Annotated in this window: 15 protein-coding genes; 11 read left to right on the top strand and 4 right to left on the bottom strand. The window is 74.1% G+C overall.

Translation table 11 applies throughout. The annotated features are described in order from the left end of the window. Positions 1-70: 70 nt before the first annotated feature. The 3 genes from ACTIDRAF_RS0200205 to ACTIDRAF_RS0200215 form a co-directional block, all read right to left on the bottom strand. Positions 71-667 (bottom strand): biotin transporter BioY, encoded by a 597-nt coding sequence (locus ACTIDRAF_RS0200205; protein ID WP_039785094.1) that lies wholly within the window; start codon positions 665-667, stop codon positions 71-73. Positions 668-811: 144 nt separating this feature from the next. Continuing rightward, complete coding sequence (locus ACTIDRAF_RS0200210; protein WP_016696684.1) at positions 812-1,381, bottom strand: nicotinamidase; 570 nt, start codon at positions 1,379-1,381, stop codon at positions 812-814. A gap of 82 nt (positions 1,382-1,463) precedes the next feature. Next, complete coding sequence (locus ACTIDRAF_RS0200215; protein ID WP_016696685.1) at positions 1,464-2,762, bottom strand: nicotinate phosphoribosyltransferase; 1,299 nt, start codon at positions 2,760-2,762, stop codon at positions 1,464-1,466. Positions 2,763-2,869: 107 nt separating this feature from the next. Here ACTIDRAF_RS0200215 and clpS point away from each other — a divergent pair, with 107 nt between their 5' ends. The 8 genes from clpS to ACTIDRAF_RS0200255 all read left to right on the top strand — a co-directional run bounded on the left by clpS (position 2,870) and on the right by ACTIDRAF_RS0200255 (position 7,899). Then, the gene (clpS, locus tag ACTIDRAF_RS0200220) at positions 2,870-3,169 is read left to right on the top strand and encodes an ATP-dependent Clp protease adapter ClpS (RefSeq protein WP_016696686.1); all 300 of its coding nucleotides are present in this window, start codon (positions 2,870-2,872) and stop codon (positions 3,167-3,169) included. 193 nt (positions 3,170-3,362) lie between these two features. After that, on the top strand, positions 3,363-3,926 hold the full coding sequence (locus tag ACTIDRAF_RS0200225; protein ID WP_016696687.1) for a DUF2017 domain-containing protein: 564 nt from the start codon (positions 3,363-3,365) through the stop codon (positions 3,924-3,926). Further along, the gene (locus tag ACTIDRAF_RS0200230) at positions 3,923-5,002 is read left to right on the top strand and encodes a P1 family peptidase (protein WP_016696688.1); all 1,080 of its coding nucleotides are present in this window, start codon (positions 3,923-3,925) and stop codon (positions 5,000-5,002) included. The genes ACTIDRAF_RS0200225 and ACTIDRAF_RS0200230 overlap by 4 nt, the downstream gene beginning before the upstream one ends. A gap of 179 nt (positions 5,003-5,181) precedes the next feature. After that, entirely contained in the window at positions 5,182-5,436 is a 255-nt protein-coding gene (locus ACTIDRAF_RS0200235; RefSeq protein ID WP_016696689.1) for a hypothetical protein, read from the top strand. Beyond that, positions 5,433-6,077 carry a DUF2017 family protein gene (locus ACTIDRAF_RS0200240; RefSeq protein ID WP_026065609.1) on the top strand — a complete coding sequence of 215 codons (645 nt, stop codon included), beginning with the start codon at positions 5,433-5,435 and terminating at the stop codon, positions 6,075-6,077. The genes ACTIDRAF_RS0200235 and ACTIDRAF_RS0200240 overlap by 4 nt, the downstream gene beginning before the upstream one ends. Positions 6,078-6,087: 10 nt before the next feature. Then, entirely contained in the window at positions 6,088-6,543 is a 456-nt protein-coding gene (locus tag ACTIDRAF_RS0200245; protein ID WP_016696691.1) for a Mov34/MPN/PAD-1 family protein, read from the top strand. A 71-nt stretch (positions 6,544-6,614) separates the two neighbouring features. Beyond that, a complete protein-coding gene (locus ACTIDRAF_RS0200250) occupies positions 6,615-6,887 on the top strand; it encodes a MoaD/ThiS family protein (RefSeq protein WP_016696692.1) in 273 nt (90 codons plus the stop codon). A 61-nt stretch (positions 6,888-6,948) separates the two neighbouring features. Beyond that, positions 6,949-7,899 (top strand): PLP-dependent cysteine synthase family protein, encoded by a 951-nt coding sequence (locus tag ACTIDRAF_RS0200255; RefSeq protein ID WP_016696693.1) that lies wholly within the window; start codon positions 6,949-6,951, stop codon positions 7,897-7,899. 443 nt (positions 7,900-8,342) lie between these two features. Here ACTIDRAF_RS0200255 and ACTIDRAF_RS0200260 read toward each other — a convergent pair whose 3' ends face one another. Further along, on the bottom strand, positions 8,343-9,215 hold the full coding sequence (locus ACTIDRAF_RS0200260; RefSeq protein ID WP_026065610.1) for an SMP-30/gluconolactonase/LRE family protein: 873 nt from the start codon (positions 9,213-9,215) through the stop codon (positions 8,343-8,345). A gap of 299 nt (positions 9,216-9,514) precedes the next feature. Between ACTIDRAF_RS0200260 and ACTIDRAF_RS0200265 the strand changes: the two genes are divergently transcribed. From ACTIDRAF_RS0200265 to ACTIDRAF_RS0200275, 3 genes are all read left to right on the top strand, one after another. Continuing rightward, positions 9,515-10,153 carry a rhomboid family intramembrane serine protease gene (locus ACTIDRAF_RS0200265; RefSeq protein ID WP_425359112.1) on the top strand — a complete coding sequence of 213 codons (639 nt, stop codon included), beginning with the start codon at positions 9,515-9,517 and terminating at the stop codon, positions 10,151-10,153. A 35-nt stretch (positions 10,154-10,188) separates the two neighbouring features. After that, positions 10,189-11,007 carry a glutamate racemase gene (gene murI, locus ACTIDRAF_RS26465; RefSeq protein WP_039785095.1) on the top strand — a complete coding sequence of 273 codons (819 nt, stop codon included), beginning with the start codon at positions 10,189-10,191 and terminating at the stop codon, positions 11,005-11,007. A 127-nt stretch (positions 11,008-11,134) separates the two neighbouring features. Beyond that, on the top strand, positions 11,135-11,908 hold the full coding sequence (locus ACTIDRAF_RS0200275) for an MBL fold metallo-hydrolase (protein WP_016696697.1): 774 nt from the start codon (positions 11,135-11,137) through the stop codon (positions 11,906-11,908). The last annotated feature ends 110 nt before the right edge of the window (positions 11,909-12,018 follow it).

Below are 12,018 nucleotides of genomic sequence, written 5' to 3' on the forward strand. Positions count from 1 at the left end.
GCGCCGAACATGCCGGGGGCCGCCGTCGACATCGCGACGGCGGCCCCCGGGAGACCCGTGCCGTGCCGGGTCAGGACCTGCGGCCCCGGTTCACCAGCGACCAGGCGCCGGGCAGCACGCCGGCGGCCAGGGCGGTCTTCAGCGCGTCACCCACCAGGAACGGGACCACGCCCACGGTCAGCGCGGCACCCAGGCCCAGACCACCGGCGATCATGAGCCCCGGCACGCCGACCGCGTAGATCACCAGGTTGCCCAGGGCCATCGTCCCCACCGTGCGGAGCACCGTGCGGTCGCCACCCCGGCTCGCGAGGGCTCCCACCAGGGCGCCCGCGAGCAGCATGCCCAGCAGGTAGCCGACCGTCGCACCGGTCAGGTAGGCGGTGCCGCCCTGGAACCACGGCACGCCCAGCGCGCCGACCGCCAGGTACACGCCCATCGCCGCCGCGGCGCGCCGCCACCCCAGCGCGGACCCCACCAGCAGGACACCGAAGGTCTGGCCGGTGATCGGGACCGGGCTGCCCGGAACCGGGAGCACGACCTGGGCGGTCAGCCCGACCAGACCGGCGGCGGCGAGCACGAGGACGATGTCCCTCGCCAGTGCTCCGGGCACGACGTCGGCGAGCACTCGGTAACGAGGCGTGGTCGTCGGTGAAGCGGCAACGGACACGGAAACCTCCCTGGCATGAACAAGCCTGTCGCCGCAGCCTAACCGGGACCGCTCGACCCCCGGTAGTGCTGTGGTCCGGCCCACGAGCACACCCCGGGGGCCACCACCAGCGAGCAGGTCGTGGCCGGTGGCGTTCACGCGGAGTCACACGGTCAGCGGGTCCCCCACGAGTTCCGCCCCGGCGGCGGTGAGGTCACGCCTGGCCTGGGCGACCGACTCCGGGGAGACCCCGGCCGTGAGACCCAACAACACGCGGGTCGGGAACCCGGCGGCGACGGCGTCCAGGGCGGTCGCCCGCACGCAGTGCCCGGTGGCCAGGCCCACCACGTCGACCCGGTCCACCTGGTGGCCGCGCAGCCAGTCCGCCAGCGGCGTGCCCTGCTCGGTGGTGCCCTCGAACCCCGAGTAGGCGGCCGCGTAGGCGCCCTTGGAGAACACCGCCTCGATCCGGCTCACGTCCAGTTCCGGGTGGAACGCGGCACCCGCCGTGCCCGCCACGCAGTGCACCGGCCAGGTGTCGACGAAGTCGGGGTCGCGGCTGAAGTGGCCGCCCGGGTCCACGTGGTAGTCGCGGGTGGCCACCACGTGGTCGTAGTCGCCCCCACGCACCAGGTCCGAGATCGCCCGCGCCACCGAGGCCCCGCCGGCGACGGCGAGCGAGCCACCCTCGCAGAAGTCGATCTGCACGTCGACGACGATCAGCGCGCTGGTCATGTCCTCACCTCGTTCTCTCCGCCCGTCCACGGGGTTCCCACCCGTCGCGGGGTTCCACCCGGGTCTGCTGGCTCGTTCGCGGTCAGGCGAAGACGGTCGGGATGGCGGGCTCTCCCCGGGAGAGGGTCAGCCCCTCCCAGGGGACGCTCACCAACGCCCTGCGCAGCCGTTCCCGCCCGTCCTCCAGCGTGGGCAGGTCCGCCACGGGGGCGCCGTCCCGCCACAGCGGCCGCTGGAGCAGCCTGTCGTGCGGACCGAGGTCCGGTACCGGTCCGGCGGCGGGGAAGACGACCTCCTCGGTGGCGGTCCCGGTTGGCCGGTGCCGGCGCAGCGCGGCCTTCCCGCCGCCCCGGGACGCCTTGTGCGCGCTCCGCTTCGCCACCGGCCGGCCCGCCACCTCCACCAGCTTGTAGACCATGCCCGCCGCCGGTGCCCCGGATCCGGTCACGACGGAGGTCCCCACGCCGTAGGCGTCCACCGGCTCCGCCCGCAGCCCCGCGATCGAGTACTCGTCGAGGTCCCCGGAGACCACGATCTTGGTGCCGGTCGCGCCCAGCCGGTCCAGTTGCTCCCTGGCCTGCCTGGCCAGCACTCCGACGTCTCCCGAGTCGATGCGGATCGCGCCGAGTTCCGGGCCGGCGACCGCCACGGCGGTCTCGATGCCCCGGGCGATGTCGTAGGTGTCGACCAGCAGCGTGGTGCCCGTGCCGAGCACGGCGAGCTGGGAACGGAACGCGGCCGCCTCGTCGTCGTGCAACAGGGTGAACGCGTGGGCCGACGTGCCGGTCGTGGGTATCCCGTACCGGCGGCCGCACTCCAGGTTGGAGGTCGAGTGGAAGCCCGCGAGGTAGGCGGCGCGACTGGCCGCCAGCGCCGACTCCTCGTGCGTGCGCCGCGACCCCATCTCGATCAGCCGACGCCCGTTGGCGGCGCTCACCATCCGGGCCGCGGCGGAGGCGACCGCGCTGTCGTGGTTGAGCACCGACAACACCAGTGTCTCCAGGAGCACGCCCTCCCCGAAGGGGGCGCGCACGGTCATGATCGGCGACCCCGGGAAGTACAGCTCACCCTCGGGGTAGGCGTCGATCTCGCCGCTGAACCGGTAGTCGGCCAGCCACGACAGGGTCGCCTCGTCCACCACGCCCCCGTCGGAGAGCCAGCCCAGTTCCCGCTCACCGAAGCGGAAGTCGCGCAGGGCCTCCACCAGTCGCCCCAGCCCGGCGACCACGCCGTACCGCCGGCCCAGCGGGAGGTTCCTGGCGAAGACCTCGAACACGCAGTCCCGGGCGGCGGTGCCGTCGGCGAGCGATGCGGAGAGCATCGTCAGCTCGTAGCGGTCGGTGAACAGCGCGGTGCTCGCGGAGGGCAGTCCGGTCGACATAGGGCAGGAGCCTACGTCGGGGGTCCCCCGGCGTGCTCGCCTCGCGGCCGCACCGGGAGGTGAGGTGCGCGACAGGTCGGACGAATGGTTCATGTCACCATGGAGGCATGAACAGCCCAGTCGAGCTGGAGCGCACCCAGGTCGATCCGTTGGGTCGCGAGGTCGGCTCCGAGGACCGGCCGTGGATGACCGTGGTCTGGAACGACCCCGTGAACCTCATGTCGTACGTGACCTACGTGTTCCAGAAGCTGTTCGGGTACAGCAGGGACCACGCGACGAAGCTCATGCTGGACGTCCACCAGAAGGGCAGGGCGGTCGTCTCCTCCGGGGGCAAGGACAAGGTGGAGGCCGACGTGGCGAAGCTGCACGCCGCGGGCCTGTGGGCCACGATGCAACGCGACTCCTGACCCACCCCCGGTTCCGGCGGTGCCCCGTCGACCGGTCCAGGCGCACCTCCCGCGCAGCCCCGGTGGCGGGCTGGGCGGCGGCCGGGCGGGCGACCGGCGGCGGCCCTACCGCCTTCCCAGAGCCACTGAAGCACGGAAGAGAAGGGGGATCGGCGCGGCCGGCTGTCGTCGGCGGAGGCGCCGGAACAGCGCGATGAACGGGTGGAGCCGACAGGGAACGGTCCTGGTCACCGACTTCTCCAGGCAGGAGGCCGCCGTGCTGCGCGGCCTGGTGGGGCAGGTCCACGAGATGCTGTCCGGGCGGGCCGAGGACGGTCCGAAGGACGAGCTGGCCGAGCTCACCGGGATCCGGACCGGCCACTCCACCGCCCCCGACGACCCGGTGCTCCGCCGGCTGCTGCCCGACTTCCACCGGGCCGAGGAGGAGGACGGCGAGCTCAGCGAGCGGGACAGCGACTCGGCGGCGGCCCTGCGGTCGGTGCACGAACCCGAGCTGCTGGAGCACAAGACCGGGGTGGCCCAGGTGGTGCTGGACACCTGCCCGGAGTCCGGAGGTCGCATCGAACTGGCTGACGAGCAGGCCGACGCCTGGCTGGCCGCGCTGAACGACGTGCGGCTCGCCCTCGGGACCGCCCTGGACATCAGGGAGGACGGTCCCGACGAGGTCCCGCAGGACGACCCCCGGGCCCCGCACCTGGGCGTCTACCACTGGCTCACCGTGGTCCAGGAAACGCTCGTGGAGGCGTTGACCTCATGACCGGGGCCGTGGCCGGCACCGCCGAGCCGCCAACCCCGGGGCCCGGGAACGCCATCACCGACGTGCCCGGGATCCTGGTCGGCCACCACCAGCGCCTCGACGCCGGCTGGGCTACCGGCTGCACGGTGCTGCTCACCGCCGAGGGCGTCACCGCGGGCGTGGACGTGCGGGGCGGTGCGCCCGGAACCCGCGAGACCGACCTGCTGGCACCGGGCCGCCTGGTGGAACGCGTCAACGCGATCTGCCTGGCCGGTGGCAGCGCCTACGGGCTCGCCGCCGCCGACGGGGTGATGCGCTGGCTGGGCGCGCGGGGACACGGGTTCCGGGTGGGCCCGGAGCCGGTGGGCACCGGCGGAGCGCTCGGCGCGCCGGTGCCCAACATCGTGCCCATCGTGCCGGCCGCCGTGCTCTTCGACCTGGAGGAGGCAGCCTGGGGACGGGTCCCCGACGCCGAGTTCGGCCACCGCGCCTGCGAGAACGCCAGGGGGGAACCACCGGCCACCGGGTCGGTCGGCGCCGGTGCCGGCGCGGCCGCCGGCTCGCTGCGGGGCGGCGTCGGCACCGCCAGCGCCGTGCTGCCCGAGGGGTGGACGGTGGGGGCGCTGACGGCGGTGAACCCGGCTGGTGAGGTGGTCGACCCGGCCACCGGCCTCCCGTTCGGCTGGCCCCTCGGCTTCCCCGGCGAGTTCGGCCTGGCACCACCGCCGGCGGACGAGGTCCGCCGCGCCGCCGCCCGGCGGGCGCCGGCCCGCTCCCTGAACACCCTGATCGGCGCCGTCGCCACGGACGCGGACCTGACCCGCGCGGAGTGCGGCCGGGTGGCGGCCGTCGCCCACGACGGCATCGCCAGGACGGTGCGTCCCGCGCACTCGGTGTTCGACGGGGACACCCTCTTCAGCCTGGCGACCGGAGGCACGCCGCTGCCCACCGGTCCGGCGCGCACCGCCCTGGTGGAGGAGATCGCGCAGGCCGCGGCGGACACCGTCGCCCGCGCCGTCGTCCACGCGGTGCTGGCCGCCGCGCCGGGAGGCGCGGTGCCCAGCTACCGGGAGCTCTACCCCTCGGCCCTCGGCTGAGGCCGGGCTGGCGGAGCCCGCCACCTCACCGGCCGCCGGCGGACCCCGGGGGACTCGTTGACACCGGGCGCGGAACCACTGGGACATCCGGAGCAACCGACGGCGTCCCCTCCTGCTGATGGCGGAAGTTCACCGTCGAGGCCGCTAACACTCCGTGGCGCCCGACCGATGATCCGATCATGAACGCACCAGGGGCCAAGTGGTCCGTGCTGCTTCGCGACGACGCCAGGAACGACATCGCCACCGTTGCCTCGGCGCTGATGCTGACCCTCCACGTCAGCGCCGACGAGGCGTTGCGCCGCACCCTCGCGGTCCGAGGGCTCGGATCCGCTGAGGTCGCCACCGCCGAGGACGTCGGGGAGGCCGAGGCGATCGCCGCCCGCCTCCAGTTCCTCGGGCTGTCGCCGACCCTGTTCCAGGAGGCCGGACGGTGAGCACTCCCGCGATGACCCCACCGGTTCCCGCGCGGATGGCGGGTGAGCACGCGGTGGCGGCCCTGCGCGAGGGCCGGGTGGTCCTGACGATGTCCGAGGACACCGCCGAGGTGCTGCGGCACCTCGTGGTGGAACTGGCCACCGAACTCGCGGCGCCCCGGCCGCCGTCCGCTCCCGCTCGGCGGTGGTGGCAGCACCGCGACGACCAGGACCTGGAGTACCGGCTGTTCCCCGCCGTCCACCCGGACCCGGTGGTGGAGGCCCGGTTCGGGGACGAACGGCGGGCCGCGCTGCGGGCCGAGGTGTTGGCCGCCGCCCGGCGCGTGCTGGCGGTGGGGAGCTTCTCCGAAGTGCGGATCGACCCGGCGGAGGTGCCCGACTGGATCGCCGTGCTCGGGCACGCGCAACTGCGGTTGGCCCGCCGGGACGACCTCCGGGTGGCAGCCAGGGCACGCCGGGGCCGCCCGGACGCCGTCGCGGTCACCTGGCTGGTCTTCGTGCGGGGGCTCCTGGTGACCACGGTGTTCCCCGGCCTGGCCGGCGAGCTGCGGAAACTGGGTGCCGAGGCGACCGTGCGACGATCAGCCACCGGCCGCCGGTCCGCTGCCCACGATCTGGGATCGCCTCGACAGCGGCCGTAGGATTGACCCTGTGCTGGTGATCCGACGCGACCTCGTGGACGCGATGGTGGCCCACGCCCGCCGGGACCACCCCGACGAGGCGTGCGGCGTCATCGCGGGGCCGGAAGGCTCGGACCGTCCCGAGCGCCTCGTGGAGATGGTCAACGCGGAACGTTCGCCCACCTTCTACCGGTTCGACTCGATGGAACAGCTCCGGGTGTGGCGGGCGATGGACGAGGCCGGCGAGGTCCCCGTCGTCATCTACCACTCGCACACCGCGACCGAGGCCTACCCGTCGCGGACCGACGTGTCCTTCGCGTCCGAACCGGACGCGCACTACGTGCTGGTGTCCACTCGGGACGCCCACGACGTCGAAGTGCGCTCCTACCGCATCGTCGACGGCGTGGTCACCGAGGAGCCGGTCGACGTCGTCGAGTCGTACATGTTCTCCCACACGGGAGCGGACGACGTACCCGACGCCGACTGACCGGACCCGGCCGGACGCCCCGCGGATCCGCGTCCCCTCCCCGAACACGGCACCGACCAGGAGGTACCACCATGGCAGTCAAGGTCTCGATCCCCACCATCCTGCGCACGCACACCAGTGGTGAGAAGTCCGTCGAGGCCAGCGGCGGCACCCTCGGGCAGGTCATCGACGACCTGGAGACCCGGCACGCCGGCCTGAAGGCCCGGTTGGTGAAGGAGGACGCGCTGCACCGGTTCATCAACGTCTACGTCAACGACGAGGACGTGCGGTTCTCGGGCGGGCTGGACGCCGAGGTCAAGGACGGCGACAACGTCACCATCCTTCCCGCGGTCGCCGGCGGCTGACCGGGCCCGCTCCCGCCGGCCGCCGCGTCCCTCCCGGGGCGAACCCACGAAGGAGCAGTCCGTGGCCAGATACGACTCCCTGCTCGACGCGTTGGGCGACACGCCGCTGGTGCGGCTCGCCCGCCTCTCACCCAGCGAGGACGTCCGGCTGTGGGCGAAGCTGGAGGACCGCAACCCGACGGGGTCCATCAAGGACCGGCCGGCCCTCGCCATGCTGGAGGCGGCCGAGCGGGACGGTCGGCTCACGCCCGGCGCGACGATCCTGGAGCCCACCTCGGGAAACACCGGGATCGCGCTGGCGATGGCCGCTCGTCTCCGGGGCTACCGGATCATCTGCGTCATGCCGGAGAACACCTCGGTGGAGCGTCGGCAACTGCTGACCGCCTACGGCGCGGAGATCAGGTTCTCCCCGGCCGCGGGCGGCTCGAACCAGGCCGTCGCGGTGGCCAGGGAACTCGCCGAGGAACACCCGGACTGGGTCATGCTCTACCAGTACGGGAACCCGGCGAACGCGGAGGCCCACTACTCCACGACGGGGCCGGAGATCCTGCGCGACCTGCCGGAGATCACCCATTTCGTCGGTGGGCTCGGCACCACGGGGACACTGGTCGGCGTGGGCCGCTACCTGCGGGAACACCGCCCCGGCGTCCAGGTCGTCGCCGCCGAACCCCGCTACGGCGAGCTGGTCTACGGCCTGCGCAACCTCGACGAGGGCTTCGTCCCCGAACTCTACGACCCCGAGGTGCTCACCGGGCGCTACTCCGTGGGCTCGTACGACGCGCTCCGCCGCACCCGGCAGCTGCTGACCGAGGAGGGCATCTTCGCCGGTATCTCCACGGGCGCCGTCCTGCACGCCGCGCTCGGCGTGGCCGAGAAGATCGCCGGTGCGGGCGAGTCCGGGGACGTGGCGTTCGTGGTGGCCGACGGCGGGTGGAAGTACCTGTCCACCGGTGCCTACAGCGGCGACCTGACCGACGCCGCCCAACGACTGGACACCCAGCTCTGGGCGTGACCGTCCGCTGCTCCTCGGTCGCCGACGCGGCGCCATTCGGACGCCAGCCGCTCGGCGCGGTGGTGGTCCTGGCCGGCACCACGCGGAAAGCGGACCGCCCGTGGCGATCGGGCGGTGCGGGTGAGGCGTCCTCGTGGCCCCCGGGCCGGACCCCGATCAGTTCCCCCGGGGCGGGTCCCGGCGGCGTCGACGAGCCCTTCACCTCGCTCGTTGACGCGTCCGTGTCCGCGATTGCCCCGCGACACCCTGGGGAGCACGGGGGCCTCGGACCGACTCGGCTCTTCGGCGTGCCGGCCGAGGCGATGACCGGGCCAGGGAGCGGCCGGGCCGCACGCCGGGCCACGACCCTGGGGCGCCGGTCGACGGGGATCGACCAGGCTTGGCGCTGCCGGTTCCCCACCGTCCCCTCGCCGGAACGGCGCCGACCGGAGACCGGTACCGGGTCAGCCGGGGAACACCGTCGACGGTTGCCCGGACCCCACCCCGGGCAGCACCAGCAACGACCCCGCCGCCGGCTCCTCGGCCAGCTGCTGTTCGCCGAGCCCGTGCCGGGCCGAGGTCACGTAGAGGTCGGTGAACCCGACACCGCCGAACGCGCAGGCCGTGGGCCGGCTCACCGGCAGGCGGAACTCCCGGTCGCACGCGCCCTCCGGTGTGTGGCGCCGCACCGAACCGGCACCGAACATCGTCACCCAGACACAGCCCTCGGCGTCCACCGCGATCCCGCCGGGGAGCCCCTCGGACCTGCCGAACGCGCGGAACTCGCGGCGGTTCTCCACCGCGCCGGTGGACGCGTCGAAGTCGAAGACGTCGATCCGGCGAGTGGTGGCGTCCACGAAGTACATGAGCCGCCAGTCCGGGCTCCAGCCGAGACCAGCCCCGAGGCCGACCCCGTGCAGGGCGACCCGCGCGGCCCCGTCCGGTTCGACGCTGACCAGCCAGCCGTCGGTGCCGCCGCCGTCCGAGCGGGTCGTGGTCGCCCAGAGCCGCCCCGAGGGGTCCACCGCCGCCTCGCCGCCACGCACCCCGTCCCTGGCCCAGTACACGAGCCAGGTGCGGGTGTTGTCGGTGTCGATCAACGCGACCCCGTCCCGCAGGTTCGTGACGATGCCGCCCCGGGACCGGGGGCGGGCCGCGCTGACGATCTGCGGCACGGACAGGACGTCGTCCTGGTCCCTCGCCGGCTGGTACCGGTGCACCTCCTGGCTGAAGGAGTCGACCCAGAGCAGCGAGTCGGCGCTCGCGTCCCAACTCGGAGCGGCACCCAGCACCGCCTGGGCGGCCACCGCCACCTCGCACGTCGTTGTTTCCGTCACGCCCAAGACCCTCCGCCCCCGCGCGGTCAACCAGCCCTGTCAACCCGGCTGAGCCTAACGGCTGATCATGACGGAAGGATCGCGAGCGGCACACGGCTTGCCCCCTGCCCGGTGTCCATCGGGCGTCGGCGGCACGCGCGGCGGTTCCTCCCCGGCAGGCCGGCCGGCGGTACCGCCTGGTGACGGCCACCGGCCGAGGGGCGGTTCAACAGCCGGGGCAGCCCCGGAACCAGGGTGCTCCCCGGGTTGTCCCGGATGGGAGACGTCGGTCCGGTGCGTACCCTCGAGGTGTGGATCCTGTGGTGAGCTCTCCCCGCCCGCCCGCGAAACGCGTGCTGCCGCCCAACCCCCGACAGGCCGCCGTCGTGGTCGGCGCGTTCGTCGCGCTCCTCTACGTGGTGCAGCTCGTCAACAGCCTCACCGGGGGCGGCCTCGTGCGGCACGGCATCCTCCCGCTGTCGCTCGCCGGGCTGGACGGGGTGCTGTGGGCGCCGCTGCTGCACGGCAGCTGGCCGCACCTCCTCGGGAACACCGTGCCGGTGCTGGTGTTGGCGTTCCTGGCGATGTCCGGCGGCTTCGGCCAGTTCGCGGCCGTCACCGGCGTGATCTGGCTCGTGGGTGGGCTCGGCACCTGGGTCACGGGCGGCGTGGGGACGGCCCACGTCGGCGCGTCCGGCCTCATCTTCGGCTGGTTGGCGTTCCTGCTGGTCCGGGGGATCCTGAACCGGGCGCTCGGCCAGGTGCTCGTGTCCCTGGTGCTCTTCTTCGTCTGGGGCGGAATGCTGTGGGGCGTGCTGCCCACCACGCCGGGGATCTCCTGGCAGGGCCACCTCTTCGGGGCCCTCGGTGGACTGTTGGCCGCCTGGCTGGTGGCCAGGGCGAACAGCCGGAACGGCGCCGGCGCGGCCCGCCCGAGGATCCACGGCGGTTCCCCGTGACGACCCGACCGCCCGGTGACCGGGGGTGGCGGGAGATCACCGACCCGCACGCGCCCATCGGGATCTTCGACTCGGGCGTGGGCGGTCTCACCGTCGCCCGGGCCATCACCGACCAGCTGCCCGCCGAGCACGTCCGCTACGTCGGTGACACCGCCAACGGCCCCTACGGTCCGCTGCGGATCGAGGAGATCAGGGAGAACGCGCTCTCCGTCGCCGACACCCTGGTCGACCAGGGGGTGAAGCTGCTGGTCATCGCCTGCAACAGTGCCTCGGCGGCCTGCCTGCGCGACGCGCGGGAACGCTATCCGGTTCCGGTGGTGGAGGTGGTCGTCCCCGCCGTCCGCCGTGCCGTCGCCGCCACCAGGTCAGGCCGGGTGGGGGTGATCGGCACCGAGGCGACGGTGCGGTCCCGGGCCTACCCGGACGCCTTCGCCGCGAACCCGAGGGTCGCCGTGACCAGCGCGGCCTGCCCCCGGTTCGTTGACTTCGTCGAGCGGGGGGTCACCTCCGGCCGGCAGGTCCTCGGCCTGGCGCAGGGCTACCTGGAACCCCTCCAGGCCGCCGACGTCGACACCGTGGTGCTCGGCTGCACCCACTACCCGCTGCTCACCGGCGTCATCCAGATCGCGATGGGGCCGGAGGTCACCCTGGTGTCCAGCGCGGAGGAGACGGCGAAGGACGTCGTCCGGGTGCTCACCGAACGGGACCTCCTCCGCCCCTCGGAGCTGGCGGACACCGCTGTCCGGTCCTACTCCGCCACCGGCCCGGCGGAACCCTTCGCCCGACTGGCCCGCCGGTTCCTCGGCCCGCACTTCGCGGGCGCCGGATCGGCGGTTCCCGCCCCGACCGCCTGAACACCGCCGCCCGTCGACGGCCCTCCAGGACCACCGCCGCCCCTGGACGACCGGGACCGGGGGGCACCCGCGACGGCCACGTCCGGTTCCGGACGCCACGCCGACCGGGTTCCGGCAGGCTGGCGGCATGTTGTTGACGGTCCTCGGCTGCGCCGGCAGTGTCCCCTCACCCACCTCGCCCGCCTCCGGTTACCTGGTGACGACCGGGCGGACCCGTGTCGCCCTCGACCTGGGCAACGGCACCTACGGTCCGTTGACCGGTCACGTCGACCCGATCGACCTGGACGCGGTCCTGCTCTCCCACCTGCACGCCGACCACTGCGCGGACATGGCCGCCCTGGTCGTCTCCCTGCGCTACCAGCCCCGCCCGTCCCGTGCGGCCCGGCGGCTGCCGGTCTACGCGCCGCGCGGCGCGGCGCGACGGCTCGCCAGCCTCTACGCGGCCGAACCCGAGGAGGCCGCGACCACGGACCTCACCGACGTCCTCGACTTCCGCGACCTCGACGACCTCGCCGGGACCCCGGCCCGGATCGGCGACCTGGAGATCAACGCGTTCCCCGTGCCGCACGCCTGCCCGGCGTTCGGGTTCCGCGTCCGGCACGGGGACCGGGTCCTCGCCTACACGGGGGACACGGGCGGCGGTCCGACCGTCCGGCGGCTGGCCGAGCAGGCCGACCTGCTGCTCGCCGAGGCCACCTGGCCGGACCGGCCGGGCACTCCACCCGGCCTGCACCTGTCGGGCCGGCAGGCCGGGGAACTCGCGAGGCGGGCGGGGGCGCGCCGGTTGCTGGTGACCCACGTCGCCCCCTGGGAGGAGGCACCGGCGGTCGCCGCCGAGGCCGCCCGCGCCTTCGGCGGTCCCACCGAGCTGGCCTCGCCGGGCGTCCGCCACGAGGTGTGAGGGAGTCCGGCCGACCGGGTCACCGGGTCCGGGCCGCCGGGGGTCACCAGCGCGGCGCCACCAGCTCCGCCGGGCTCCCCGGTGCGGAGCCGGTGGCGAGCCCGGCGGAG

The sequence above is a fragment of the Actinoalloteichus spitiensis RMV-1378 genome, assembly GCF_000239155.1.
GTDB classification, from domain to species: domain Bacteria; phylum Actinomycetota; class Actinomycetes; order Mycobacteriales; family Pseudonocardiaceae; genus Actinoalloteichus_B; species Actinoalloteichus_B spitiensis.